Annotated in this window: 23 protein-coding genes and 1 tRNA gene; 6 read left to right on the forward strand and 18 right to left on the reverse strand. The window is 59.4% G+C overall.

The genetic code is table 11. The annotated features are described in order from the left end of the window. Nucleotides 1-94 precede the first annotated feature (94 nt). Together betC and G560_RS19460 are read left to right on the forward strand one after the other, a co-directional pair. Entirely contained in the window at nucleotides 95-1,612 is a 1,518-nt protein-coding gene (gene betC, locus G560_RS0115125) for a choline-sulfatase (protein ID WP_028914149.1), read from the forward strand. Between the two features lie 39 nt (nucleotides 1,613-1,651). Then, complete coding sequence (locus G560_RS19460; RefSeq protein WP_022705146.1) at nucleotides 1,652-2,362, forward strand: CatB-related O-acetyltransferase; 711 nt, start codon at nucleotides 1,652-1,654, stop codon at nucleotides 2,360-2,362. A gap of 208 nt (nucleotides 2,363-2,570) precedes the next feature. On the opposite strand, the gene G560_RS0115135 is transcribed toward G560_RS19460, so the two are convergent. From G560_RS0115135 to bcoG, 10 genes are all read right to left on the reverse strand, one after another. After that, entirely contained in the window at nucleotides 2,571-2,933 is a 363-nt protein-coding gene (locus G560_RS0115135) for a SpoIIAA family protein (protein ID WP_028914150.1), read from the reverse strand. A 182-nt stretch (nucleotides 2,934-3,115) separates the two neighbouring features. Next, nucleotides 3,116-4,717 (reverse strand): GMC family oxidoreductase, encoded by a 1,602-nt coding sequence (locus tag G560_RS0115145; RefSeq protein WP_022705149.1) that lies wholly within the window; start codon nucleotides 4,715-4,717, stop codon nucleotides 3,116-3,118. A gap of 87 nt (nucleotides 4,718-4,804) precedes the next feature. After that, entirely contained in the window at nucleotides 4,805-5,269 is a 465-nt protein-coding gene (locus G560_RS0115150) for an OsmC family protein (protein ID WP_050525143.1), read from the reverse strand. A 53-nt stretch (nucleotides 5,270-5,322) separates the two neighbouring features. Continuing rightward, entirely contained in the window at nucleotides 5,323-6,120 is a 798-nt protein-coding gene (locus G560_RS0115155) for a carnitinyl-CoA dehydratase (RefSeq protein ID WP_022705151.1), read from the reverse strand. Further along, nucleotides 6,117-8,111, reverse strand: a complete 1,995-nt coding sequence (locus tag G560_RS0115160) for an acetate--CoA ligase family protein (protein WP_022705152.1) — start codon at nucleotides 8,109-8,111, stop codon at nucleotides 6,117-6,119. The genes G560_RS0115155 and G560_RS0115160 overlap by 4 nt, the downstream gene beginning before the upstream one ends. Nucleotides 8,112-8,378: 267 nt before the next feature. Continuing rightward, on the reverse strand, nucleotides 8,379-9,542 hold the full coding sequence (locus tag G560_RS0115165) for an acyl-CoA dehydrogenase family protein (RefSeq protein ID WP_022705153.1): 1,164 nt from the start codon (nucleotides 9,540-9,542) through the stop codon (nucleotides 8,379-8,381). Nucleotides 9,543-9,545: 3 nt separating this feature from the next. After that, the gene (locus tag G560_RS0115170; RefSeq protein WP_022705154.1) at nucleotides 9,546-10,292 is read right to left on the reverse strand and encodes an SDR family oxidoreductase; all 747 of its coding nucleotides are present in this window, start codon (nucleotides 10,290-10,292) and stop codon (nucleotides 9,546-9,548) included. Beyond that, nucleotides 10,289-11,749 (reverse strand): carnitine 3-dehydrogenase, encoded by a 1,461-nt coding sequence (locus tag G560_RS0115175; protein ID WP_022705155.1) that lies wholly within the window; start codon nucleotides 11,747-11,749, stop codon nucleotides 10,289-10,291. Before G560_RS0115175 ends, G560_RS0115170 begins: the two co-directional genes overlap by 4 nt. Nucleotides 11,750-11,770: 21 nt before the next feature. Then, nucleotides 11,771-12,100, reverse strand: a complete 330-nt coding sequence (locus G560_RS0115180) for a hypothetical protein (RefSeq protein ID WP_022705156.1) — start codon at nucleotides 12,098-12,100, stop codon at nucleotides 11,771-11,773. A gap of 139 nt (nucleotides 12,101-12,239) precedes the next feature. Further along, nucleotides 12,240-13,154: a 3-dehydrocarnitine:acetyl-CoA trimethylamine transferase BcoG gene (gene bcoG / locus G560_RS0115185; protein WP_022705157.1), complete on the reverse strand. Its 915-nt coding sequence runs from the start codon at nucleotides 13,152-13,154 to the stop codon at nucleotides 12,240-12,242. Between the two features lie 71 nt (nucleotides 13,155-13,225). Between bcoG and G560_RS0115190 the strand changes: the two genes are divergently transcribed. Then, entirely contained in the window at nucleotides 13,226-14,206 is a 981-nt protein-coding gene (locus G560_RS0115190; RefSeq protein WP_022705158.1) for a GlxA family transcriptional regulator, read from the forward strand. 46 nt (nucleotides 14,207-14,252) lie between these two features. On the opposite strand, the gene G560_RS0115195 is transcribed toward G560_RS0115190, so the two are convergent. Continuing rightward, nucleotides 14,253-16,265: a M3 family metallopeptidase gene (locus G560_RS0115195; protein WP_022705159.1), complete on the reverse strand. Its 2,013-nt coding sequence runs from the start codon at nucleotides 16,263-16,265 to the stop codon at nucleotides 14,253-14,255. A gap of 97 nt (nucleotides 16,266-16,362) precedes the next feature. Here G560_RS0115195 and G560_RS0115200 point away from each other — a divergent pair, with 97 nt between their 5' ends. Further along, entirely contained in the window at nucleotides 16,363-16,830 is a 468-nt protein-coding gene (locus tag G560_RS0115200; protein WP_028914151.1) for an MmcB family DNA repair protein, read from the forward strand. Nucleotides 16,831-16,982: 152 nt separating this feature from the next. On the opposite strand, the gene G560_RS0115205 is transcribed toward G560_RS0115200, so the two are convergent. Beyond that, nucleotides 16,983-17,192, reverse strand: a complete 210-nt coding sequence (locus tag G560_RS0115205) for a DUF6324 family protein (RefSeq protein ID WP_022705161.1) — start codon at nucleotides 17,190-17,192, stop codon at nucleotides 16,983-16,985. A gap of 113 nt (nucleotides 17,193-17,305) precedes the next feature. On the opposite strand from G560_RS0115205, the gene G560_RS0115210 reads away from it, so the two are divergent. After that, nucleotides 17,306-17,382, forward strand: a tRNA-His gene (locus G560_RS0115210). 221 nt (nucleotides 17,383-17,603) lie between these two features. Beyond that, nucleotides 17,604-19,925, forward strand: a complete 2,322-nt coding sequence (locus G560_RS0115220) for a Tex family protein (protein WP_022705162.1) — start codon at nucleotides 17,604-17,606, stop codon at nucleotides 19,923-19,925. Between the two features lie 42 nt (nucleotides 19,926-19,967). On the opposite strand, the gene G560_RS0115225 is transcribed toward G560_RS0115220, so the two are convergent. The 6 genes from G560_RS0115225 to G560_RS0115250 all read right to left on the reverse strand — a co-directional run bounded on the left by G560_RS0115225 (nucleotide 19,968) and on the right by G560_RS0115250 (nucleotide 26,000). Next, nucleotides 19,968-20,663 (reverse strand): hypothetical protein, encoded by a 696-nt coding sequence (locus G560_RS0115225; RefSeq protein ID WP_155947323.1) that lies wholly within the window; start codon nucleotides 20,661-20,663, stop codon nucleotides 19,968-19,970. A gap of 117 nt (nucleotides 20,664-20,780) precedes the next feature. Further along, nucleotides 20,781-21,698: a carbohydrate kinase family protein gene (locus G560_RS0115230; protein WP_022705164.1), complete on the reverse strand. Its 918-nt coding sequence runs from the start codon at nucleotides 21,696-21,698 to the stop codon at nucleotides 20,781-20,783. After that, a complete protein-coding gene (locus G560_RS0115235) occupies nucleotides 21,695-22,738 on the reverse strand; it encodes an ABC transporter ATP-binding protein (RefSeq protein ID WP_022705165.1) in 1,044 nt (347 codons plus the stop codon). The genes G560_RS0115230 and G560_RS0115235 overlap by 4 nt, the downstream gene beginning before the upstream one ends. 3 nt (nucleotides 22,739-22,741) lie before the next feature. Beyond that, nucleotides 22,742-24,229, reverse strand: a complete 1,488-nt coding sequence (gene argH / locus G560_RS0115240) for an argininosuccinate lyase (RefSeq protein WP_022705166.1) — start codon at nucleotides 24,227-24,229, stop codon at nucleotides 22,742-22,744. Further along, nucleotides 24,226-25,107, reverse strand: coding sequence for an ABC transporter permease subunit (locus G560_RS0115245; RefSeq protein ID WP_022705167.1), 882 nt, complete (start codon nucleotides 25,105-25,107; stop codon nucleotides 24,226-24,228). Before G560_RS0115245 ends, argH begins: the two co-directional genes overlap by 4 nt. Continuing rightward, the gene (locus G560_RS0115250) at nucleotides 25,104-26,000 is read right to left on the reverse strand and encodes a carbohydrate ABC transporter permease (RefSeq protein WP_022705168.1); all 897 of its coding nucleotides are present in this window, start codon (nucleotides 25,998-26,000) and stop codon (nucleotides 25,104-25,106) included. Before G560_RS0115250 ends, G560_RS0115245 begins: the two co-directional genes overlap by 4 nt. Nucleotides 26,001-26,015 lie beyond the last annotated feature (15 nt).

Below are 26,015 nucleotides of genomic sequence, written 5' to 3' on the forward strand. Positions count from 1 at the left end.
TCCCCGAGGTCGCAAAAAGAACAGACCGCCCTTGCCATCCGCCCCATCAAAGGCGCAGACAGCCACAAAGGCAAGCGCACAAACGGGGGATACCATGACCAAACCGAACATCCTGATCTTGATGGTCGACCAGTTGAACGGCACCCTGTTCCCCGATGGCCCCGCCGATTGGCTGCATGCCCCCAATCTGCGTAAACTGGCCGCCAAATCCGTGCGCTTTGCCAACGCCTACACAGGGTCCCCCCTCTGTGCCCCCGGTCGCGCCAGCTTTATGTCCGGCCAGCTGCCATCCCGCACCCGCGTCTATGACAACGCCGCCGAATTTCAGTCCGACATCCCCTGTTTCACCCACCACCTGCGCCGTGCGGGGTATGAATGCACGCTCTCGGGCAAAATGCACTTTGTCGGCCCCGACCAGATGCACGGCTTTGAACAGCGCCTGACCACCGACATCTACCCCGCCGATTTCGGCTGGACCCCCGATTACCGCAAACCGGGCGAACGGATTGATTGGTGGTATCACAACCTCGGGTCGGTCACGGGTGCAGGCGTGGCCGAGATCACCAACCAGCTGGAATATGACGATGATGTCGCCCATCAGGCCCGCCAGAAACTGTTCGACCTGTCGCGCGGCAATACCACAGGCGGTGACGCCCGCCCGTGGTGCCTGACCGTCAGCTTCACCCACCCGCATGACCCCTATGTCGCACGCCGCAAATACTGGGACCTCTACAACGACTGCGCCCATTTAGACGCCCCCGATGCCATTCCTTACGCCAACCAAGACCCCCACTCAAAACGTCTGATCGACGCCTGCGACACCGATAAATTTACCATCACGCGCGATCATATCCGCCGCGCCCGCCAAGGCTATTTCGCCAATATCAGCTATATCGACGATAAAATCGGTGAAATCCTGCAAACACTGGAAGACACGCGGCAAGAGGCGATCATTATTTTCGTGTCCGATCACGGCGATATGCTGGGCGACCGTGGGCTGTGGTTCAAAATGAACTTTTTCGAAGGGTCGGCGCGCGTGCCCCTGATGATAAGCGCCCCCGGCCTTGACCCGCACCTTACAACCACGCCCGTCTCCACCATCGACGTGACCCCAACGCTGTGCGATCTGGCAGGTATTGATATGTCCGCCGTGATGCCGTGGACCGATGGCACATCGCTGCTGCCATTGGCCAAGGGCACGGAACGCACCGACCCCGTGGCGATCGAATACGCCGCCGAAGGGTCGATCACGCCCTTGGTCATGCTGCGCTATGGCAAGTGGAAATACACCCGCTGCTTGGCCGACCCAGACCAGTTGTTTGATATCGAGGCCGACCCGCAGGAACGCCAAAACCTTGCCACCGACCCCGCCCACGCAGGCACCCTGCAAACCCTGCGCGCCAAGTCTGAAAAACGCTGGAACCTCGACGCGTTTGATGCGCAGGTCCGCGAAAGTCAGGCCCGCCGCTGGGTGGTGTACGAGGCCTTGCGCATCGGCGGCTATTACCCGTGGGATTTCCAACCCCTGCAAAAAGCATCCGAGCGTTATATGCGCAACCACATGGACCTGAATGTGTTAGAAGACAACAAACGCTTCCCGCGCGGGGAATAACCGCATCAGCCACGAACCAACAAAAAGCCACCACAGCCTATGACATCGAACAGCTTCACCTATAGCAAAACGCAGGGTCTTGCCGACCTGCGGATTACCTTTTTCCCCAAACCAACCGAGGGCCAAACCATCGCGCAGGCCCGCACCGCGTTTGAACTCATGTCCCAACACAATCCCGCAGGGTTCATGCCGCTGGGGGCCTATAGCTACAGCCATTCGGTGTTTCCGGCGGCCCGCATCGGGCGCTATTGCTCCTTGGGTGAAAACATCACGGTTATGGGACAGGCCCACCCGACAACTTGGGTCACCAGCAGCCCGCTGCCCTATAAACCCATGCGGCGCCGCCGTTTGGGCATTCAAGGTCAGGCCTTTCCGCTGGAATTTGACGAGGCGCAAAAACCCGTCACCATCGGCCATGATGTCTGGATCGGCCAGAATGTCCTGCTCAAAGGCGGCATCCATATCGGCACGGGGGCGGTGGTCGCCAGTGGCGCGGTGGTGGTCAAGGATGTCGCCCCCTACAGCATTGTTGGCGGCAATCCGGCCCAGCTTATCAAACCCCGCTTGCCCACTGATATTGCCGATGCCCTTCTGGCCTTGGAATGGTGGCAATACGACTATACCGGCCTGCAACATCTCGACTTTTCATCGCCCGAGGCGTTCTTGCAAGATTTCCCCGCCGCCACCGACCTGCGCCCCCTACCCGACATCCGCCGCACGGTGTTTGACCATATTGCGGCTAAGGCGTAACCTCGCGCCTCACGGACCCAAGGGCCTGATCGCATGCGTCACCTTACCCAAGGAACACGAAGTTGGGCCCCAAACCTAGAGCGTTTCGACGTTACATTGACCCAGCATACATCTCATAACAGGTTGAAAGGTTTAACCTCAGGCAAGGTTATGTGAGTCAGGGTTAAGTCGAAACGCTTTAGGCATGAAGCCGTGCCGCCGGCATCGCTCAGCTTTCCGCCAACCACGTCCGCGCGGCGTCCAGCTCGCTCAGATCAAAGGTCCGCAGCTTGGTCGCCATAAACGCCCCCGCCGCGCGTGATAGCGGGCTGATCCAGCCCATATCCGTCACCACGGCGCAATGCGTGATGTGGGGGATGATCTTGATATCAAATTTCATCCCCTTCCACAGCATCATCGGGTCAAACCCCTGAAAATCCTCGATGATTTCCAGCAGTTTGATCTTGCCATGTTCCTCGACAAAATCCTCTAACGGCCCCGACAGCGCGTCGAAATCGGCCTCCGTCACTTTGCCCGAAACGGTAAACTCGAATGTCTTGGTGTCTGGAATGGTGCGATAACTGGTGGTCATGGTCATACCCTCCGTTTGCGTGGAAAGACCAGTCTATCACAAAGCCCGATGGCGCGCTTTGAACCAGATCAACCGCAACCGCACCGCCCTGTTGTCCGCGTTGTCCGCGTTAAAATCAGGTTAATAAAAACCGCGTTACCCTGCGAAATCAACGGCTTGCAGAAATGTCCGCGCGCGGTCATTCAGCCGTTCTGATCGGCCAAAATCACCTCGGCCCCTTTCCAGCCCATCAAAATCGCAGGCGCATTCGTATTGCCCGCGATCAGGTTCGGAAAGGCCGAGGCATCACACACCCGCAAGCCGTCCACCCCTTTCACCCGCAGCCTATTGTCCACCACGTCCCCCATCCGGCAGGTACAGGATGGATGATAAACCGTCCCCGACCGCGCCCTGAAATCGGCAATCAAATCGGCGTCCGAACTCACCTCCGGCCCCGGCCGCAACTCCTCGGCAATCACCTTTGCCATCGGGCCCTGCGCGGCGATTTTGCGGATAAATTTCACCGCCGCTAACATCTCGGCCACGTCATGATCGGTCGAATAGGCGTTGCCCACAATTTGCGGCGCCTCAAACGGGTCAGAATTCCGGATTTTCAACCACCCCCGCGACGTGGGGCGGCAATTCGACAACCCGATCGACAGCCCCGAAAACGGGTCCGGCGTCAGCAAAGGCCGCTCACCCACCCGTGGCACAAGGGTCGAGAAAGCCTGCATATAAAGCTGCATATTCGGGCGCGTCAGATCGGGCGAGGTGCGGAAAAAGCCCCCGGCATGGTTGATACTTTTCGACAGCACCCCCCGCCCCTGCAACAGGTACTGCATCCCCACCAACGCCTTGCCCCACCACGGGCGCAGAATGTCATTATAGGTCGGCACCGTCATGCGGTAGGTATAGTTCAGCCCCTGATGGTCGTTCAAATTCCCGCCCACATGGGCATTGTCAACCACCACAGGCACACCCATTGCACCCAAATGCGCAGCAGGCCCGATGCCCGAAAGCTGCAAAATCTGCGGCGAATTGATCGCCCCACCGGCCAAGATCACCTCGCCGGCAAGGATCACATCGCGCTTGCCGCCGCGCACCACCTCGACGCCAATCGCCCGCTTGCCTTCAAACACCACCCGCGTCACATGGCAGCCGGTCCACACCTCCAGATTGGGACGCTTCATCGCGGGCCGCAAAAACGCGCGCGCGGTCGAGTTGCGCCGCCCGTTCTTGATGGTCATCTGGTAAACGCCTGCACCTTCTTGCCGCGCCCCGTTAAAATCCGCCGTCTCGGGCAGGCCCGCCTGCGCACAGGCGTCTAAATAATTGCGGACCAACGGGTGCAACCCGTCCTTGTTGGCCGAAATAAACAGCGGCCCACCCGCGCCCCGCCACGCATCCGGACCCGCCTCATTATCCTCAATCGCGCGGTAAGCGGCGAGTGCCGCGTCCCAGCCCCAATCGGCGCCGCCAACCGCGCCCCATTCATCATAATCTTCGCGCTGGCCGCGGATCCACACCATCGCGTTGATGGATGACGACCCCCCCAAAACCTTGCCCCGTGGCCAGTAATCGCGGTTGCCACCCAGCCCCGGATCGGCATCGGTTTCATAGGCCCAATTCACGGCCTTGTTGTAAAACAACTTGCCATAGCCCAAGGGCATAGCCACAAAAAACCGCCGGTCCGACCCGCCCGCTTCCAGCACCAAAACCTTGTGCTTGCCTGATGCGCTCAACCGCTCGGCCAGAACCGACCCCGCCGATCCCGCCCCCACAATCAGAAAATCAATCTCGGCCACTCAGGCACCCCCATGCTGTTGCCGCCACCCTAGCGCCGTATCCCGCCCGCGCCTTACCCGACAGCGACCAGAAATGTCGAGTTTTGGCTATGCATCCCATTCAAACCGCGGCGCATAGGTCACAGGAAAATTCACCGACCGCGCGATGAAACACACCTCATGAATGCGGTGATGAATGGCCTCGGCCACACCCAAATCGGCCCCCGCCTGCACCCAAATCACCGGCCGCAATTCGGCCGATACAAACCGCCCCGCGCCACCCTTACCCACCTCACCCACGCCCACCGGCGCATCCTCATACCGCGTCACCACGATCCCCGCCTCGGATGCATAGTGCAAATACCACAGCATGTGACAGGCCGACAAAGCCGAGATCAGCAAATCCTCGGGGTTCATCTTGCCCCGATCACCGCCCAGCAAAGGATCGTTGGAACAGTGCACCACAGGCTTGCTCGGCACCGCAATATCCCACGTCCGCGCATAACCCTTGTAATGCGCCGTGCCCTCGCCGGTATTGCCCGTCCAAACCACGCGGCTGGTATAATTATGCACAGCCAACCCCCTTCATCTTTGCCCAAATACTCTCTTTTCAACCCTTCGGGGCCTTAACGCCCCTTCCAAACCGGATCGCGCTTTTCCGCAAAGGCCCGCGCGCCTTCCAGCTGATCGTCCGAGGAATAGAGCTTATCCACCGTTGCCAACTGCCGCTTGGTGATCCGGTTCAACGCATCTTGGAACCGCATATCCTCGGCCTCGCGCACCACTTCCTTAATCGCGGCATAGACCAGCGGCGGACCGGATTCGAGCAACCGTGCAAGGTCCCATGCCCGCGCCTGCAAATCACCGGGTGCGCAGATATCCTTGATCAACCCCCAACGCTGCGCTTCATGCACGTCAAACCAGCGCCCCGTCAACAACAGGTCCATTGCCACATGGTAAGGAATCCGCTTGGGCAGCTTGATCGACGCGGCATCTGCCACTGTGCCCGACCGGATTTCGGGCAGCGCAAAGGTGGCGGTTTCAGACGCCAAAATCAAATCACACGACAGCGCCAGTTCCAACCCGCCGCCACAGCAAATCCCGTTCACGGCGGCAATCACCGGCTTGTTCATCTGCGGCAATTCCTGCAAACCGCCAAAGCCGCCGATACCGTAATCGCCGTCCACCGCATCGCCATCCGCCGCCGCTTTCAAATCCCAACCGGGGCAAAAGAATTTCTCGCCCGCCGCGCGCAAAATGCAAACGCGCAAGGCATCGTCATCGCGAAAGTCGCGAAACACCTCGCCCATGATCCGGCTGGTGGCCAGATCAATCGCATTGGCCTTGCCGCGTGACAGGGTGACTTCTAAAATCGCGCCTTCTACCCGCGTCAGGATCGGCCCGTCTGGTCGCATCTGCATCATGTCTCTTCCTTCCAAATCACAGCATCCGCAGCCACAGCTCCATGCGCACGGACCATCAGCGGATTGATCTCTATTTCCTCGATTGAGTCGTCTTGCAGCAGGTCTTGCAGCCGCAAAGCCACATCGGCCACCGCCGCCACATCGGCATAGGCCCGCCCGCGATACCCGTCCAGCAGCGGCCACAGCCGCAAACGGCGCAGGCCTGCGTCTATTTCTGGCGCGGTTACCGGACACACCAACGTCACCGTATCGGCCAAAAGCTCTGCCGTCACCCCGCCAAAGCCAAGCGTCAGCGTGGCCCCATAAACCGGATCGCGCCGAAGACCGAGCAGCAGTTCAGCAACACTCCCCGTCACCATTTCCTCGACCAGATAGCCCGTGGCTCCGGGCATTTCAGCTTGGCCACCAAGATCGGCCAACCCCAAACGCACCGCGCCATTCTCAGATTTATGCGCAAACCCAAGACCTTTGAGCGCGAGGGGCGGTGTAAGTCTGGCTGCCTTCGGGCGCAATTGGTCAAGGCTTTGGGCCGAGCCCCCGCGCGGCACCGCAACACCCGCCTTTGCAAGCATTCTCTTGGCCACGGCCTCATCGAGCAAGACAGGTCGGGTCGGCTTGCGCGACGGCCAAGGCCGCCACCCCGCCAGACCCGGCGGCGTTTGCGCCGCTGCCAAGGCCCCAAGGGCAGTTTCCAACCCCATCAACGGCACCGTACCCCGCGCCATCATGGCAATGGCAAGGCCTTCATCAAAATTTTCGGGCAGTGAGGCCACAGGGAACGCAGGCTTTCCGGTGATGCCCGCCGCCGCCTCAATCGCCTGCAAGGCAGGTTCAAATGACGCAGGATCGCATAAATCCGGCCGCGGCGGGTCGATGATAAAGATGCCTGCATCATAGCCCGCCAGCATCGTGGCAAATACATTAGTGGTGCGCGGCCCATCGCCCCAAATAAAGGTGTGATAATCCAAAGGGTTGGCAATCGTCACAATCGGTCCAAGAACGTCCCCCAACCTTGTCCGCTGCGCATCTGACGGCGGAGGAAATTCAATGTTGAAAGGCGCCGCAAGATCGGCCACCAAACCTGCCTCGCCCCCCGAACAGGACAGCGAACACAGCCGCGTCCCAATCTGCGGGCCATGAACGTGAAAGATTTTCAGCGTTTCCAACAACTCGGGCAAAGTCGTAACCTCGGCAACACCCGCTTGGCGCAAGAACGCCGATGATGCCGCCCCCCCCCCCGCCAAAGCGGCAGTATGCGAGGCCGCAGCCGTGCGCGACGCTTCGGTTTTGCCGGATTTGATGCAAACGATCCCTTTGCCCGCTGCGCGTGCCATTTCGGCCAGAGCCGCAAAACCGGGCGCATCATCGATACCTTCGACATACAGCCCCAAAGCGGTCACGCGCGGATCGGTGAGCATAGCCCCCGCCAGTTCCGCGAGCCCCACCTGTGCAGCATTTCCTAAACAGGCGACATAGGCCACGGGCAAGCCCCGCGCCTGCATGGTCAGGTTGATCACGATGTTGGACGATTGAGACAGCAGCGCCACCCCCCGCTCCACCCCCCGTCCACCATGCTGATCGGGCCAAAGCAGCGCGCCATCGAGATAGTTGATAACGCCATAACAATTCGGACCAAGGATCGGCATATCCCCCGCCGCCTGCACCAACGCGGCCTGCAAACCCGACTCGCCCGCCTCGGTCCAACCCGAGGCAAAACAGATGGCCCCCCCCGCGCCCATTTTGGACAGCTCGCGGACCATCTCGACAGTGATATGGCGGTTCACCCCAATAAATGTGGCGTCAGGAGGAGCTGGCAGGTCGGCGAGGGTCGGATAGGCCTTTAAACCGCCAATTTTAGCCTTGGTAGGATGGACCGGCCAGACAGGGCCATCAAACCCCATCTTGTGGCATTGCGCGATGACGTTTTCCGCCCAGACAGACCCCATAACGGCAATAGAGCGCGGGCGGAGAAGGCGTGAGAGGTCTCTCATCCCATCACCGCGCGGTTTGGGCAGCAACCGGGGCGCTGCCCCGGACCCCGGGATATTTGTAAACAGAAAAAGCCATCGTCAGCGCCCTGCCCCCGTGTAAGGGACAAGGCGCCTTTTCCTGTTACGGTCATCGGCGTCCCCGCCTGTACCGTGAATTGATTTTGGCGCAACACAGTTAACACTCCGTTACTTTTTCTGTTAAAAAATATCCTCGGGGGGTGAATTGGCCTACAGGCCAAGAGGGGGCGTGAGCGCCCCCTGCCAGCCTCAGGCCCCGTGCGCCCGCAGAAGTTGACGGCTGATAATATGGCGCTGGATCTCGGATGTGCCTTCCCAGATCCGCTCCACCCGTGCATCGCGCCAAATTCGTTCCAACGGCAGGTCATCCATAAGACCCATCCCGCCGTGAATCTGGATCGCTTCATCTGCCACCATCGCCAGCACCTCGGTCGCTTTCAGCTTTGCCATCGACATATCCGCCTCAGTCACCGTGCCCTCATCGAACCGCCAGGCTGCTTCCCATGTCAGCAGTTCCGCAGCCTTCAGCTCCATCGCCATATCGGCCAGCTTGAAACTCACCCCTTGGAACTTCCCAATTTTTTGTCCAAACTGCTCTCTCTCCGCGGCATATTGCACAGAATGGCCCAAGGCACGATCGGCCCTGCCAAGCGAAGTTGCCGCGACTTGCAGGCGGGTGGCGCCCAGCCAAGTGTTGGCAACTTCAAACCCCTTGTGCACCTCACCCAGCACCTGAGACGCTGGCAATCGACAGTTATCGAATTCCAAAATCGCGTTCGTATAGCCACGGTGCGACACGTTGCGATAGCCATCGCGCACCGTGAACCCCGGGGTGCCCTTATCCACAAAAAACGCGGTGATCAGGCGTTTGGGGCCGCGGGGCGTATCTTCCTCGCCGCTGGCCATGAACACGATCGCGAAATCGGCGATATCGGCGTGGCTGATGAAATGCTTGGTGCCGTTCAGCACCCAATCCTCGCCGTCACGGCGCGCTGAGGCCTTCATCCCGCGAAGGTCTGACCCGGCCCCCGGTTCGGTCATCGCCAGACAATCCCATTTTTCACCGCGAATGCACGGGTGCAGATACCGTTCGCGCTGCTCCTCTGTGCCCGCCAACAAAATATTCGACGGCCGCGCCACGCAGGTCCAGTGCAGCGCATAATTCGCGCGCCCCAACTCGCGCTCATACAAAAGCCACGACAGCGTATCGAGGCCTGCGCCGCCCACATCTTCGGGCATATTGGCGGCATAAAGCCCTGCCGCAATCGCCTTGGCCTGTACGTCGCGAATAATTTCCATCGGCAGATGGCCTGTGCGTTCCACCAGCGCCTCATGCGGGTACAACTCTGCCTCCACAAAGGCGCGGGTGGTGTCTACGATCATGCGTTGTTCGTCGGTCATGCCAAAATGCATATGCTATACCTTTGGATCAGGATTGATTGTAAAGCCATCGACAGCAATGACTTGGCCGGAAATGCGCGGGGCATTGGCCAGAAACACCGCCATATCGGCCACGTCTTGGGCTGTAACCAAACAGCCCAGCGCCGTGCCCGCCGCGTATCCCGCAGCCACCGCCTCGGGTGTCATACCCTTGGCTTCGGCCTCGGCGGCAAACACACGGTCAATGCGCGGGCCCTCAACGGAACCCGGCGCAATGGCGTTGCAGCGAATACCGCGCGCACCCAACTCCATCGCTGCTGTCTTCATCAGCCCAATAATTGCCCATTTCGCCGCCGCATAAGGACTGCGATAAGGAAAGCCGTAAAGCCCGGCGGTTGATGACGTAAACACCATCGCCCCGCCTTGCGCCATCAAGGGGGCAGCATGTTTGACCGTTATAAACGCGCCGTCAAGACACACCGCCAAACACGCGCGCCAGTCGTCCAGATCCGTATCCACAATCGCTGCGGTCGGCCCTTTGATCCCCGCATTCACGCAGACCACATCCAACCCGCCCCAATCAGCAGCGATGTCAGCCGCCAGTGCCGCCATCCTCGCCTCATCCGCCACGCTGACGTAACTGCCGCGCATATCCTCCGGCAGGCCCGCAATCGCGTCCGCATCCACATCCGTCACCCAGACCCGCGCCCCCGTCGCGGCAAAGGTTTGGGCCATCACCAGCCCAATCCCACTCGCCCCTGCCGTGATCAGAACGCGGCTCATTTGCGCTCGCCGGTGAACCGCCCCGCCGCTTCTGGCCGCGCCACGCCGGCATGGGCCGCAGCCACCGGCATCAACCGGTCCAAGATCGCCTCAGGTGCCGCCACGGCGCGCCCCGCTGTCATATCGACATGCAACAGCATCTGCTCAATCGTCGCCACATCCACGCCATTCTTTTGAATAGCAATGAAAATGTGCATCCGCTTGGCGTCCGCACTCAGCACCTGCAAGGTTCCGGTCAACCGATCCCCCAGCTTGGCCTCGCCCTTATGCATGATGTGGCTTTCCGCCGTGTAATAGCTAAAACCGCTGGCCACATAGTCCATATCCGCGCCGATAAACCGCAAAAACGCATCTGAAGTTTCGGACGCCGCAAACAAATAGCGGCTTTCGGTCATATGCCCGTTGTAATCAATCCAAGACGGTAACACCTGCATCTGCGCCATGGCCAAGGGAGCCGCCGCAATCTCACGACTCCCATCGGTAAACGCCACGCGGCGGCGCGCGTCGTGTTCCCGTAGCACCTTACCAGCGCCCCAATTCCGGTCCTTTAGACTGCGCAAGAACCCCACAAGATTGCCATCCCTTATCCGCTCCAACTCACGAATGGTATGATGCCCCGATTGGGCATCCGATTGCCCCGCGATCAGGTCCACCAATTCGTCGGTAAACTCTGGCACATCGGTCAGCTTGGTCCAGGGCCACTGCAAACACGGGCCAAACTGCGCCATGAAATGCTTCATCCCTGCCTCGCCCCCCGCCACGCGGTAGGTTTCAAACAGCCCCATCTGCCCCCAACGCAACCCGAACCCCATGCGAATGGCCTCGTCAATTTCCTCGGTCGTGGCAATCCCGTCCTTGACCAGCCACAACGCTTCACGCCACACGGCTTCCAAGAACCGATCCGCGATATGCGCATCTATTTCCTTGCGCACATGCAACGGAAACATCCCGATTTCGCGCAATATCTCCTTGGCGCGCTCAATCGCTGCGGGGTCAGAGGCAGGCGATGGCACCACTTCGGCCAAGGGCAGCAAATAGACGGGGTTGAACGGATGCGCGACAAAGATCATCGCAGGGTTGGCCGCGTTTTGCTGCAACTCGCTTGGCTTGAACCCCGATGTGGATGAGCCGATCAGCGTATCAGGGCAAGATTGTTGGATTTGTGCAAACACCCGGTGCTTCAACTCCAGCCGCTCTGACACGGATTCCTGAATATAATCCGCCCCCTCCACCGCTTCGGTGATGGTGTCGGCAAAGCTTAACACGCCTTCCTCCAGCATCGGAATGTCCGATAATGCCGGAAGCGAGGCCCGCGCATTCGCCATCACCTCGCCGATCTTGCGCGCCGCTTCGGGGTCGGGGTCAAACACCGACACGTTCCAGCCGTTCAGCAAAAACCGCGCCGCCCAACCGCCGCCAATAACCCCACCACCAATGATTGCTGCTTTCCGTGTCATCCCGTATCCGCCCCTTGTTGCCTAAGTCTGTAGCAGGGCAAGGACGGTCACCACCGCCATCATGCCCCATCCAATCGCGCGCGTTGACCAAACATGATCCGGCCCACGCACCAAAACCACTGCCTGAATGGCCATCCCCCAGATCCCGAACCAAGCCGCCGTGGCCACAACCAAAAATGACACAGTATCTTCAAGCCATGCGCCTTTTGAGCTGTATTTCATCAGTTCAAACAAACCGATCAACACGGCAATCCCGACACCCAACATCACGCCCCACATATTCCAGTTGCGCGCAAATAGCGGGGCAACAATACCAGCGATCACAAACACAAAAAAAAGCAACTCAACCATATATGCACCTTTCTAAATGGGGCACACCACGCGCAACGCGGTGCGCTTATGCCATTTTACTGCGCTGCAAAGCATACGATATAACCTGCGTGCATTCTGCATTTAGGAAAGCAGCCCCCCTTCAAACCCGCAACCGCCCTCACCGCGCGACCGGCGCCCGTTTTTCCAGCTTCAACCGCGTGCGCACCTCGGCAGGCGTAATCACCCGCGCGCCCATTGCGGTGATGATCCCCACCGCGCGTTCCACCAATTGCGCATTGGTCGCCAGCACGCCTTTGTCCAGCCACAGGTTATCTTCCAACCCGACCCGCACATTGCCCCCCGCCAAAACAGATGCCGCAACATAGGCCATCTGGTTGCGCCCGATGGAAAATGCCGACCAATGCCAACTGTCGGGCACATTGTTCACCATCGCCATAAAGGTGTTCATGTCATCGGGCGCGCCCCACGGCACGCCCATGCACAGCTGCACCAAGACCGGATCAGGGATAATCCCTTCTTTTGCCAGTTCCTTAGCCAGCCACAAATGGCCGGTGTCAAAGGCCTCAATCTCAATCCGCACACCGCTTGCTACCATCCGCCGCGCCATATCGCGCAGCATGCCGGGGGTGTTGACCATCACATAATCGGCCTCGTTAAAATTCATCGTGCCGCAATCGAGCGTGCAAATCTCGGGGCGGCATTCCACCACATGCGCCACGCGCTCCTCGGCCCCCGCCATGTCGGAACTCGCCGCCATCTGGCCCATCTTTTCCGTGCCATCAAACAGCAAGTCGCCGCCCATGCCCGCTGTCAGGTTGAGCACAACATCCGTGTCAGAATCGCGAATCCGCTCCGTCACTTCGCGGTAAAGCTTAGGATCGCGGCTCGGCTTGCCGGTTTCGGGGTCACGCACATGGCAATGCACCACCGCCGCCCCCGCCTTTGCCGCCGCAATCGCACTCTCGGCGATTTGCTGGGGCGAGCGTGGCACATGCGGGCTACGGTCTTGCGTCCCCCCCGATCCGGTCACGGCACAGGTGATGAAAACGTCGCGGTTCATTTGCAGCGGCATGGGTGTTCCTCCTTGATTGCGTTCAGCTTAACGGGCTTGGCAAAGCCTGTTTTGCAATTTACGAAGGATACATGGCAAAACCCGCAACTATTTTCGCCCCCTCAACCGCCCCCCTCACCCTCGCGGTGCTAGTCCTGCCGCAGGCGTCGATCCTTGAGGTGGCAAGCACGCTCGACCCCATGCGCGCGGCCAACCGCCACTTGGGCACGACAGATTACCGCTGGCGTATCGTCACCCCCGAAGGTGGCCCCGTCCCCCTGACCTGCGGCATCGAACTCCCATCTTCGGGCACGCTGGATCAGGCGACAGGCGCCGATGCGCTGGTGGTCATTGCAGGTTTCAAACAAGCCGAGGTGGCAACCCGCCCCCTCATCGCCACCTTGCGCCGCGCAGCCCCCCGTTTTGCGGCAATTGGGGCCATCGATGCAGGCCCTTGGGTGCTGGCCCGCGCAGGGCTCTTAGACGGATACAGCGCCACCGTGCATTGGGAAGACTTTGAGGATCTCGCCGCCGCCCACCCCGAAATTGAGGTGGTGCCAGACCGCTTTGTCATCGACCGCAACCGCTTTACCGCAGGCGGTGCCGCCCCCGCTGCCGACCTGATGCTGCATCTGATCACCCAACGCCACGGCACGGCCCTCGCCCACCAAGTCGCTGCCAGCTTTATCACCACGCCGCGCGACGGGTCTGATCCGCAAACCCAAAGCAATCGCCCGCGCCTCGACCCTCGCATCGCCCACGCAATCGCGCGGATGGAGGCGACGCTCGATGCCCCCGAATCCATCGCCACCCTTGCCCGCAACCTCGGCCTGTCACCCCGCCGCTTGGAGACACTCTTTCGCGACACGCTGAACCAAAGCCCCGCCGCCTATGCCCTCACCTTGCGCCTCGCCGCCGCCCGCCGCCTGATCACCGACACCCACCATCCGCTCGCCGACATTGCCCTGCGCACTGGGTTTTCCAGCCAATCCACCCTCAGCCGTGCGTTCACCCGCGCCTTCGGGCACCCTCCGTCACAGCTGCGAAAACCGCGCTCATTCATCTTGGATTAAATACCTCACGGTGGGCTGAGGGTGTGACCCCCAGCGCTCGGCCGCTTCAATCTACGTCCAACAACCCGCGCCCCTTCAACAACGGCTCCACCCCCGGCATCCGCCCGCGAAACTGCATATACAACGCCTCGGCGTCCTGCGACCCACCCGCCGACAGGATGAACCTTTCCAACCGCGCTGCTACCTCGGGATCAAACGCATCCCCCGCCTCCTCGAATGCGGCAAAGGCATCGGCGTCCATTACCTCGGACCACATGTAGGAATAATAGCCCGACGAATAGCCATCCCCCGAAAACACATGGGCAAAATGCGGGGTCGCATGGCGCATGCCGATGGCATGCGGCATCCCCAAATCGGCCAATACCTCGGCCTGCATCACCATCGGATCGGCCGGCGCCGCCCCCTCATGAAAAGCCAGATCCACCAAGGCCGACCCCAAAAACTCAACCGTCGCAAAGCCTTGGTCATAGGTGCCGGCCGCCAATAACCGCTTCAGCATGTCCGCGGGCATCGCCGCCCCGCTGTCCACATGCCGCGCGTGTTTTTCCAGCACCTCCGGCACTTCCAGCCAATGCTCATAGAGCTGGCTTGGCAGCTCTACAAAGTCCCGCGCCACGGATGTGCCCGAAATAAACCCATAGGTAACATTCGACAGCATCTGATGCAGCGCATGTCCAAACTCATGGAACAACGTCCGCGCATCATCATAAGACAGCAGCGCCGGATCGCCCTTGGCGAAATTGCACACATTCACCACGATGGGCCGCACCTCGCCGCCCAAATTCTTCTGCGACCGCATGGCCGAACACCACGCCCCCGACCGTTTCGATCCGCGTGCGAAATAATCGCCAATGAACACGGCGATATGCTTGCCCCCGCGCGTCACCTCCCAGGCCCGCGCATCGGCATGATACAACGGCACTTCCAATTCCCGAAACTCCAACCCGAACAGACGGTTGGCACAATCGAACTGCGCGGCCAGCATCGCCTTCAGCGACAAGTAAGGCTTCAACACCGCCTCGTCCAAATCATGCTCGGCCTTGCGGCGTTTTTCGGAATAATAGCGCCAATCCCACGGCTCCAACGCGCCATTGATGCTATCCGCGTGCATCATAGCCTCCAACACCTCGGCATCGCGCAGCGCTTGGGCCTTGGCAGGTTCCCACACCCGCATCAGCAAATCGCGCACGGCGGCGGGGGTTTTCGCCATCTCAGGCTCCAGCTTGAAATCGGCAAAACTGGCATAGCCCAGCAAATGCGCCCGCTCGTCGCGCAAGCGCAGCGTTTCCGCCGCAATCGCGCGGTTGTCATTGGCGTTGCCGTTTTCACCCCGCGCAACCCATGCCGCATAGGCCTGTTGGCGCAACTCCCTGCGCGGCGAAAATTGCAAAAATGGGACAATAAGCGACCGGTTCAGCGTAATCACGGGGTTGGATACACCCTTTTCCGAACCTGCGGCCCGTGCCGAGGCCACAACGAAATCCGGCAAGCCAATAAGGTCGGCCTCGGCCACTTCCATGAACCACGCGCGCTCATCCGCCAGCAGGTTTTGGCTGAACGCTGTGCCCAACACCGCCAGCCGCGCCTTAACGGCGGTCAACCGCGCCGCTGCGTCACCTTCCAACTGTGCCCCAGACCGGATGAACATGCGGCGGTACAGGTCCAGCACCCGCAACTGCTCCGGCACCAAGCCGTCACGCGCTGCCCAGACCGCTTCCACCTTCGCAAACAACGCCTTGTTGTTCGTCACCTCGGATGAAAACGCGCTCATCTTGGGCGCTAAATCGCGTTGCAACGCCTCGCGCGCGGGTGTGCTATCGGCCCCTGCAAGGTTGTAAAACACCCCTGCCACACGGTCCAAATCACCTTCGGCCAGTTCCATCGCCTCAATCACATTAGCAAAATCGGGAGTGGCAGGGTTTTCGGCAATCGCCTTGATATTGACGCGCTCGCGCTCCAGCGCCACATCAAAGGCAGGGCCGAAATCGGTATCCTCGATCGCGCCAAAGGGTGGCAGGGCAAATTCGGCGGCCCAATCGGACAAAAGCGGGTTGGTCATGGCAAGTCTCCTTTGCACACAACGCTATGCCCGCCCTTGGCAAAGGTCCAGTGCTTGCGACCTTGCCAAACGTTCCCCCTTCGTTCAAATTAGCGCGATGCACATCATTCCGCTGCCCCAAACCCTGACACCCGGCCAGAAACTCGCGCGCGGCACCTGCCGCCACCTTGCCAGCCTTGGTTTTGCCTGTGTTGAAGAATTGGTGCCGACCTCGGGTCTGCGCGTCGATGTCATGGCGCTGGGACCAAAAGGCGAGGTCTGGATTATTGAATGCAAATCGTCACGCCTAGATTTTCAGACAGACCGTAAATGGCAGGGCTATCTGGACTGGTGTGATCGCTTTTTCTGGGCGGTTGATACTGATTTTCCGGTCGAATTGCTGCCAGAGGGCACGGGCCTCATCCTTGCCGATGCCTATGACGGCGACCTTGTTCGCATGGGCCCCGTGTCAAAACTGGCAGGCGCGCGGCGCAAGTCGGTGACCCAGATCTTCGCCCGCACCGCTGCCCAGCGCTTGCAATACTATCGCGACCCTGCCCCAAGTCAAAACCGCATTGAAATCTGACAGGCTGGCCCCCAAAACAGGCAGCTTTAGTGGCGCAGATGGTCGGTGCTTGGCCGTGCCTGTTCGCAAGTTAATATTGGGTAAATAAAAACAGGAAATCCGTTCGCTTTCAAAACGTTACAAAGATGACCGCACGCGGTCATCTGCGCAGATTACCGCCGCTTCTTGCCCACACCGTCCCCCATCGCCCGTGCCGCCGCCGCCGCTGCGCGCAATTCCTCGGCAATTTCCTCGGCCTCCTCCGGATCGAAATCAAGGGGCAAGTCTACCCCCTCGCCTTCGACATAAATCCGCACCATCCCAAGGCTGGTGGGCCCAATCTGTAAATTGGCCGCAACTTCGCTTTGTTTGTCGATACCCATGACCTATTCCCTGACCAAGTTGGTTTTTTCCCGCATAAACTGAACAAGCGCGCCTTACAAGCGCTGCAAAGGGTCTTGCATTCATCCCTGACCCGGTCTAAATCGCCCTCAGTGCCGCGTTAGCTCAGTAGGTTAGAGCGCTTGATTGTGGATCAAGAGGTCCCCCGTTCGAGCCGGGGACGTGGTACCATCCCCTTCATACTTGTCGATTGTCCTCGCTTTCAGGCCGCATTCGCGTAGGGTTTGAACTTGCTTTGAATAGGATAGAACCATGAAAACGGTCTTCGCACTCACGCTTTTGACGCTGCTTTCGGCCTGTGGGGGCGGCGTGCCGCTGATTCCCTTGATCTAAGGTCTTGGCCCCGGCGCGCGGGCTGGCTATGGTCCGGCTTCCCTTAGGATCCGGATACCATGACCCAAGACCTTGCCGCCCGTATTGCCCGCCTGATTGCCACCGAAATCGCCGCCACCCCGGCCCAAGTCGTTGCGGCTGTGGACCTATTGGATGGCGGGGCCACCGTGCCCTTTGTCGCCCGCTACCGCAAAGAGGTGACAGGTGGGCTTGATGACACCCAGCTGCGCAATTTGGCCGAACGGTTGGTCTATCTGCGCGAATTGGAATCGAGGCGCGCGGCGATTTTGTCGTCGATCACCGAGCAAGGCAAGCTGACCGATGATCTGACCGCCAGCCTGACTAAAGCCACCACCAAGGCCGAGCTGGAAGACATCTACCTGCCTTACAAACCCAAACGCCGGACCCGTGCGATGATTGCGCGCGAAAACGGGCTTGGCCCCTTGGCCGAGGGAATTTTGGCAGATCGGGCCGCCGACCCTTTGGTCCTCGCCGAGGCCTTTTTGAACGCCGAGGTAGCCGACACCAAAGCCGCCCTTGAAGGTGCCCGCGATATCATCGCCGAAGGGCTGTCCGAAGATGCCAACTTGCTGGGCCGTCTGCGCAACCATATGAAATCGGTGGGCAGATTGGCGGCGACCGTTGTTGCGGGCAAGAAAACCGAAGGCGCCAAGTTTTCCGATTATTTTGCCCATTCCGAACCGTGGCACTCCGCCCCGTCGCACCGCGTTTTGGCCATGCTGCGGGGCCGGAACGAAGGCTTTCTGACGTTGGATCTGGAAGTCGACCCCGATGCCCCGCGCGGCCAGTCACCGTGTGAGGCAAGCTGCGGTGCTGCCTTGCAGGCGGGCGGCACGGGCAAAGGCGATGTCTGGCTACGAGAGGTCGCTGCTTGGGCGTGGCGGATCAAGTTGAAAACCTCTCTTACGCTCGACCTGATGGGCGACGTGCGTGACCGCGCCGAGGCCGAGGCGATCCGGGTCTTTGCCCGCAATCTCAAGGATTTGCTGTTAGCGGCCCCTGCGGGCGGCAAGGCGACGATGGGGCTTGATCCCGGCATCCGCACAGGCGTTAAGGTCTGTGTCATTGACGCCACGGGAAAGCTTCTGGCGCATGACACGGTCTATCCGTTCCAACCGAAAAACGATCTGCGCGGTGCACAAGTGACTCTCGCCCAGATGATCGGCAAGCATGGTGTCGGGCTGATCGCGATTGGCAATGGCACGGCCAGCCGTGAAACCGAAAAAATGGTCACCGATCTGCTGGCCGTTCTGCCAGCCATCGCAAAAAAACCAACCAAGGTTATCGTATCCGAGGCAGGCGCTTCGGTCTATTCCGCGTCGGAACTTGCCGCCAAGGAATTCCCCGATCTTGACGTTTCCATACGTGGCGCGGTGTCAATTGCCCGCAGATTGCAGGATCCGCTCGCTGAACTTGTCAAAATCGAACCTAAAGCGATTGGCGTGGGTCAATATCAGCATGACGTGGACCAACACCGTTTGGGCCGATCATTGGAGGCTGTCGTCGAGGATGCGGTGAACGCGGTTGGGGTGGATTTGAACACAGCATCGGCCCCCTTGCTGGCCCGTGTGTCTGGCGTGGGGCCAGGTTTGGCCGAGGCGATTGTGGCGCACCGCGATGCTAATGGCCCCTTTGCCAAACGCCGTGATTTGCTGAAAGTCGCGCGGCTGGGACCGAAAGTATTTGAACAGGCGGCGGGTTTTTTGCGAATTACGGGCGGGACGGAACCGCTTGACGCCTCATCCGTTCACCCAGAAGCCTACGATGTCGCCCGCAAAATCGTGGCTGCTTGCGGGCGTGACCTGCGCGAGGTGATGGGGTCACCGAAACTGGCGACCTTGGACCCGATGGCCTTTGTCGATGCGCGCTTTGGCCTGCCCACGATCAAAGATATCCTGTTGGAACTGGAAAAACCGGGCCGCGACCCGCGACCCGAATTCAAAACCGCCACCTTTGCAGACGGCGTGGATGATATCAAAGACCTGAAACCCGGCATGATGTTGGAAGGCACCGTGACCAACGTCGCGGCCTTTGGCGCCTTTGTCGATATCGGCGTGCATCAGGACGGGCTGGTCCATGTCAGCCAATTGGCGGATAAGTTCGTGTCCGACCCGCATGAGGTGGTCAAGGCCGGCGATGTGGTCAAGGTGCGGGTGGTCGAGGTGGATGTGGCGCGCAAACGCATCGGTTTGACGATGAAGAAAGACAGCGGCGAAGCCCGCGAGCAAGCCGCCGAGCGCAAGGGAGACAGACAATCCCCCAAAGCCGCGCCAAAACCTGCGCAAATGCAAAGCGCGCCTAAATCGGTCGGGGCTGCGAACCCTTTTGCCGATGCGTTGCGCGGGAAATTCGGGAAGTAAGTAATGGGCCAGCCCAATTAAGGTAAGCTTTTCAGTTCTAAATCAGTTTGTTAGCAGGTAGTAACTGTTCATCTTGTCACCCGTATTGGACACTGAAATGGTGAAATACCCATTCCAATGTGGTACAAAATCACAATAGAACCTGTCCCTATCCCGTGCGGGGCAGGTGATCCGATTGCCGTTTCCATCTGTCACCGACACCACAAGCGGCGTGTCGCCATCCCCTTTGACCCCGATTTCAGCCAAGGACCCGCCAAAAAACGGTACGGTCCACGTATCCACAGCGCCTGCAGGCAGCGCATTCAACTGGCGCTCTGCACCGCTGGTCTGGCCGTGGGGACCTTCGGCCTCGGCCTCTTCGATGACTACCATCAAGATATCATCATCGGCCGCAAGACTGCGCGCCGCGATCAACATTTGCGCAGCATCTGCGGGGGCGGTTGCGGCATCGGGGCCGTCCGTCAACGGGTCCGGAATGGTCTGCGCGCCGTCACGTTCCACATCCGTCATCTGAACGCCAGCGGCCAGCCGCGCGGCGGTCAGCGCCAAAATCGCATCTTTTTGCGCCACAGCTAGGGCAAAAAGAGCTTGTGCCATATCAAATTGCGCCACGCCACCAGGTTGGCCCGTGGCAGTCTGATCCAGATTCAGGCCAGTCTTGTCTTGGGCAAAGCCGGGCAGTGCGGCGCAAAGGATGGCAGAAATTGCACAGGAACACGTGAACAGTCTTAACGACATTTTGCAATAACTTTCAACGATATCAATTGTATGGCTAGCATATGTTTCAGCGGATGGCATGGGTATATCATAGGACGAGACGCAGCCCATTGAAACGGTAAACCCGCCCCCACTGCGTTATTCTGCTGCTGCGCGGTGGCGGGCCAACCGTTCCACCCCCCGCGCGCCACCTTGGCGGGCCAAGGCCACGCTTGCCACCCGTGCGCCTGCATCCAGACATTCCGTCAAATTTGCGCCGTCTAACCAGCGATCCAGAAACCCTGCGTTAAACGCATCGCCTGCACCAACCGTATCGACGACCTTCACGGGCAAGGCGGGGCGATGGGTCTGATGACCTTGCGCAAACGCCTCGGCTCCGTTTTTGCCATTCTTGACAACAACAAGCGGGGCGTAGGCGGCAAGCGGCGCGTGGCGTGCCAAGGCCGCGGCCTCGACCCGATTGGGCAAAAACACATCGGCACCTGCCAGCAGGTCAACCAAATCCCCACGGGCCAGAACCTGTGTATCCCATGCACAATCGACCGATACGGTCATATGCGCGGCCTTGGCGCGGGCGACGATATCGGGCATCTCGGCAAGGGTTGCCAGTTCGCCGATATGAAGGTGATCATAGCCACCAGCAGCGATCAGATCGGGCAGATCGCTGGGCACGGCAGGACCGCTGCGGCGGGTGACAAAGGCACGATCATCGCCCATGACCAAGGCGACGGTGATCTGTGGGTCAAGGCCTGCCGGGGCAAAGGCGCAAGGCGCAAGGTCAATCCCCGCGGCGGCAAGTTCCGAGGCAATCGGGCCGGCAAAGGGTTCGGCAGGGATAAGGGCGGACAGGCCCACTTCGCGGCCCAAAGCCACAAGATAAGCCGCTGTGATATAGGCCCCGCCCCCCGCCGTCATCGCCAAAGTATCGGCATAAACCTCTTGCCCCGCAATCGGGGCGGTGGGCAAACCGCCCATGACCAGATCACAATAAAGGCGACCCGCGCATAGCACCCTTTTGCCCCGTAATCTGGGTGCAACACCTTGCTTAATCGTCATTCCACAGCCTTTCCGTCGCCGTCAAACAAATGCAGGTTTTCGGGGGCCACATGCAGTTGCACCACCGCCCCCAACGCAGGCGGATTGCGGCCATCGGCGCGCGCGACCACCTCTTGCCCGCCGATATCGACATAGGCCAAGGTTTCGGCCCCCAAGGGTTCCAACAGCACAACGCGACCTTCAAAGCTGCTGGGCCCATCGGTCACGCGCAGATCATCAGGGCGAATGCCAACCGTGATTGGCCCTGTTTGCCCCGCATCACGTGCAAGGCTGCGGCCTGCAACCGTAATGCTGCCCGCAACCGCCTGCCCCGCCAACAGGTTCATCGACGGCGCGCCGATAAACTGCGCCACAAAGATGTTTGCAGGTTGGTGGAACACCTCTGCCGGTGTGCCGACCTGTTGAATATGCCCGTCTTTCATAATCACGATCCGGTCGGCCATAGTCATCGCCTCGACCTGATCATGGGTCACAAAAACAATCGTGGTATGCATCCGCTGATGCAATTTCTTGATCTCCAACCGCATCTGGCTGCGCAATTGTGCATCAAGGTTCGACAAAGGTTCATCAAACAAAAACACGGCAGGATCGCGCACCATCGCACGGCCGATGGCCACACGCTGTCGCTGACCACCCGAGAGCTGCGCCGGCTTGCGGTCAAGATAGTCGGTCATCGACAGGATCGCTGCGACCTCTTCGATCCGGCGGGCCTTGTCGGCGGCGGGCATTTTGGCGCGGCGCAGGCCAAAGCCGATGTTTTTGCGCACCGTCATATGTGGATAAATCGCATAGTTTTGGAACACCATGGCGATATTGCGGTCTTTGGGTTCCAGATGGTTCACCACTTGGCCGCCAATGCGCACTTCGCCGCCCGACACATCCTCTAACCCCGCAATCATGCGCAGCGTCGTGGATTTGCCACAGCCCGACGGGCCCACCAGCACAACAAATTCGCCGTCGGCCACATCCAGCGACAGGCCATGCAGCACCTCGGTTTTGCCATAGGTTTTGCGCAGGTTTTGTAAACTTACAGTGGCCATAACCTATTCTATCCTTAAGGCATCAAATGCAGCGTTCAGGTCGTGATGGCCCTTTGCCATCCGCTCCGCGCGCAAACGGTTCACTTCGACGCTTTCTTCCATTTCATAGGTATAGTGCTGAAACGCTGCCTCCAAAGCGGCAGGCGCTGGCCCGCCAAAGCGGTCGCGCTGTGCGATGAAGTTTTCAGCACTGACCGCGACGGCAAAACCGCGGCTATCCAAGGCAGGCTTTCGCCCTGTCTCGGCCAAAAATGCGGTGGAAAATGCGGCGTATCCCTGCCCGAGCGGCACCGAACGCGACAACACATCCCGCGCGGTTATTGCTGCTATTTCATGCGCTTGACGAAAGCTCAATCCTTCGCGGCGCACCAGTGTATCGGCCAATTCGGTGACGGTAACGCAGGCCGCGTCCATGTTGGCTGCAACCCTATCGCTTTGGATTTTGCACGCCGGTATCAGGGCATGGAGCAAACTCAGCACCCGCCCCGCGCTGTCAAAGGCTGCATAGCCCGCGACCTGCACCTCGCCTTCGCTGTCGTTCATATCGGTAAAGGGGGTGTTGTGCATGGTGTTCACAACTGAATCACAGCGCCCTACGGTCATGCTTGCCAAATGACGCAAATGTTCAATCGGCACGGGGTTACGCTTTTGCGGCATGATCGAACTGATCTGCACCATCGCATTGGGCACATAAAGCTGCCCCACCTCAAATGCGCTCCAAAATTGCATGTCTTGCACCACGCGCCCCAGATGCAGGAACATCAGCTTGATCGCGGAATATAGGCCTGTGACATAATCCACACTGGCAATGCAGCCATAGGAGTTGCGCAGCGGTTCGGCAAAGCCCAACAATTGCGCCACGCGATGCCGGTTGATTGGAAAGCCCGACGTGGTGATCGCCGCCGCCCCCATCGGGCAATAATCCAAAGCCTCGCGCGCATCACACAAGCGTTGACCATCGCGGATCAGCCCCTCCAGCATCGCCGCAAGATAGTGGCCATAGGTGCTGGGCTGTGCGGGTTGGCCGTGGGTATAGGCCACGATCAGCGTATCGCGCTCGCGCTGGGCCGTTTCAAGCAGCGCAATCGCAAGCCCCATAATCTGGGCCAGCAGCGCATCGGTTTTATCCCGTAGCACCATCTTGAACACCGTATGGTCCATATCATTGCGCGACCTTGCGGTGTGCAACGCGCCTGCCACATCGGGGCCAAGACGGCGTTTTAGTTCGGCCTCCACAAGGAAAAAGTAATCCTCATGCTCTCCGGTATAGCGCAGGGTTGCCACGTCGATGTCGGCATCAATCGCGACCAAGGCTTGTGCGATTTTGCGGGCTACATCGCGGGGCAAAATCCCCTCTTCGGCCAACATCACCAGATGCGCGCGGTTGATCACCCGCACCGGCCCCGCATAATGCTGCTTGGCCGCGTCAAACAAGGGTTGCAGCACCGTGTCACGGTAAACCGGGTCTGGAAATATACTGTTGTCGGTCATCCTTTTAGCCCCGCCATTGCCACGCCGCGAATGATGTACCGCTGGAACAGCAAGAACACGATCAACGTGGGGATTGTGGCCAAAGCGGCCCCTGTCATAATCAGTTCCCATTCCACGGCTTGTTCGACGCTGAACGTCGTCAGGCCCACAGGCAGGGTGTAAAGGTCTTGGGAATTGGTCACTATCAACGGCCACAAAAACGCGGTCCAATTGCCCAAAAAGATGAAAATCGCCAGCGCGCTCAGGGCTGGGGCGACAAGCGGCAAGGCCACCGACCACCAAATCTGAAACTCGTTCAACCCGTCGATCCGCGCGGCTTCCAGAAAATCATCGGGGACCGTTTCAAAGAATTGTTTCATCAAGAACGTGCCAAAGGCCGTCATGATGCCTGGAAACATGATGCCCCAATAACTGTCCAGCCAGCCAAAGCTTTTTGACATCAGATACCACGGGATCACCAGCATTTCGGTGGGGATCATCAGGGTCGACAAAATGGCGATAAACATAAAGGTGCGGCCGCGAAAGGTGAATTTGCACAGCGCATAACCCACCAGCGCATCGAAAAACACGGCCGAAATGGTGGTCAGCGTGGCAATCAGAAAGCTGTTGCCGAACCAACGCAAAAACCGCCCGTCTGACAGCACATAGGTATAGTTTTCAAAGGTCGGTTCCTTGGGGATGATGTTCAGATCATACATCTCAAACGGGTATTTAATGCTGGCCGACAGCATATAGACAATCGGCATCACCATCACGATCGCGCCCATGGCCAGCAACGTCCAGCGCAGCACGGCATAAGGGTCGCGCGGCCCCTTGGCCGCACGGGCGCTGGATTGGCCCTTCATCAGGCTGTCAGCGCTGGCGCGGATATCGGTCATGGCTTTTCCCTTAGCACGCGCAACTGGATCAGGCTGACGACCAGCAAAATCGCGAACAGCACAACGGTTTGGGCGGCGGCATAACCCATGTCAAAACTGGAAAATGCGGTTTGATAGATCATCAACACAAGCGGTTTGGTGCTGTCCAATGGCCCGCCGGGATTGTTGGTGGTCATGTTGAACACCTGATCGAATATCCGCAAAAACCCGATGCTGGAAAACACCACCAGAAACACGATTGTCGGCTTTAACAACGGCAGCGTGATTTCCCACAGGATTGTCCAGGTTGACACACCGTCAATCCGCGCGGCTTCATAGTAACTGGTTGGAATGGCGCGCAATCCTGCCATGAAAATGATGATCTGAAAGCCAAGCCCCGCCCAGATCGCGGGCAGCAAGATGGACGGCAGGGCATTGCTGGTGGAATTCAGAAAGTCGATTTGCGCAATGCCCATTGATGCAAGAAAATTGTTGAACAACCCAATCGGCACAGGTTGGTAAAACCAGCGCCACACCCATGCCATCGCTACGGTCGAGGTGAGGAAGGGCAGGAAATAAAGCGCGCGCAACGTGCCATGCAGCAGCTTGGTTTTGTCCAGATGGTAGGCGATCACAAAGCTGATCACCAAGGAAATGGGGGTGCCAAGGATCAGGTACATGAACGTGTTGCGGAACGCCTTCCAAAACACCGGATCGTCCCACAGCTTTGCATAATTATCCAACCCCACCCATTCGCGCGGGCCCAGCAGGTTCCAGCTTTGGAAACTCAGGACAATGGCGTTGAAGGTCGGGTAAAACCGGATGACACAGTAAAAAACGATAGGCAGGGCCAAAAAGCCCCAAGCCCAGACCACCTGTTTTTGGCGGATCGAAAGGTTACGATACAGCGACATAGGCCCCAAGCGACA

This window comes from Pseudorhodobacter ferrugineus DSM 5888 (assembly GCF_000420745.1).
GTDB lineage: Bacteria > Pseudomonadota > Alphaproteobacteria > Rhodobacterales > Rhodobacteraceae > Pseudorhodobacter > Pseudorhodobacter ferrugineus.

Coding starts and splice junctions, on each gene's coding strand:
- betC (WP_028914149.1), top strand. CDS start 95: ATGACCAAACCGAACATCCTGATCTTGATGGTCGACCAGTTGAACGGC.
- G560_RS19460 (WP_022705146.1), top strand. CDS start 1,652: ATGACATCGAACAGCTTCACCTATAGCAAAACGCAGGGTCTTGCCGAC.
- G560_RS0115135 (WP_028914150.1), bottom strand. CDS start 2,933: ATGACCACCAGTTATCGCACCATTCCAGACACCAAGACATTCGAGTTT.
- G560_RS0115155 (WP_022705151.1), bottom strand. CDS start 6,120: ATGATGCAGATGCGACCAGACGGGCCGATCCTGACGCGGGTAGAAGGC.
- G560_RS0115160 (WP_022705152.1), bottom strand. CDS start 8,111: ATGAGAGACCTCTCACGCCTTCTCCGCCCGCGCTCTATTGCCGTTATG.
- G560_RS0115165 (WP_022705153.1), bottom strand. CDS start 9,542: ATGCATTTTGGCATGACCGACGAACAACGCATGATCGTAGACACCACC.
- G560_RS0115170 (WP_022705154.1), bottom strand. CDS start 10,292: ATGAGCCGCGTTCTGATCACGGCAGGGGCGAGTGGGATTGGGCTGGTG.
- G560_RS0115175 (WP_022705155.1), bottom strand. CDS start 11,749: ATGACACGGAAAGCAGCAATCATTGGTGGTGGGGTTATTGGCGGCGGT.
- G560_RS0115180 (WP_022705156.1), bottom strand. CDS start 12,100: ATGGTTGAGTTGCTTTTTTTTGTGTTTGTGATCGCTGGTATTGTTGCC.
- bcoG (WP_022705157.1), bottom strand. CDS start 13,154: ATGCCGCTGCAAATGAACCGCGACGTTTTCATCACCTGTGCCGTGACC.
- G560_RS0115190 (WP_022705158.1), top strand. CDS start 13,226: ATGGCAAAACCCGCAACTATTTTCGCCCCCTCAACCGCCCCCCTCACC.
- G560_RS0115195 (WP_022705159.1), bottom strand. CDS start 16,265: ATGACCAACCCGCTTTTGTCCGATTGGGCCGCCGAATTTGCCCTGCCA.
- G560_RS0115200 (WP_028914151.1), top strand. CDS start 16,363: ATGCACATCATTCCGCTGCCCCAAACCCTGACACCCGGCCAGAAACTC.
- G560_RS0115205 (WP_022705161.1), bottom strand. CDS start 17,192: ATGGGTATCGACAAACAAAGCGAAGTTGCGGCCAATTTACAGATTGGG.
- G560_RS0115220 (WP_022705162.1), top strand. CDS start 17,604: ATGACCCAAGACCTTGCCGCCCGTATTGCCCGCCTGATTGCCACCGAA.
- G560_RS0115225 (WP_155947323.1), bottom strand. CDS start 20,663: ATGTCGTTAAGACTGTTCACGTGTTCCTGTGCAATTTCTGCCATCCTT.
- G560_RS0115230 (WP_022705164.1), bottom strand. CDS start 21,698: ATGACGATTAAGCAAGGTGTTGCACCCAGATTACGGGGCAAAAGGGTG.
- G560_RS0115235 (WP_022705165.1), bottom strand. CDS start 22,738: ATGGCCACTGTAAGTTTACAAAACCTGCGCAAAACCTATGGCAAAACC.
- argH (WP_022705166.1), bottom strand. CDS start 24,229: ATGACCGACAACAGTATATTTCCAGACCCGGTTTACCGTGACACGGTG.
- G560_RS0115245 (WP_022705167.1), bottom strand. CDS start 25,107: ATGACCGATATCCGCGCCAGCGCTGACAGCCTGATGAAGGGCCAATCC.
- G560_RS0115250 (WP_022705168.1), bottom strand. CDS start 26,000: ATGTCGCTGTATCGTAACCTTTCGATCCGCCAAAAACAGGTGGTCTGG.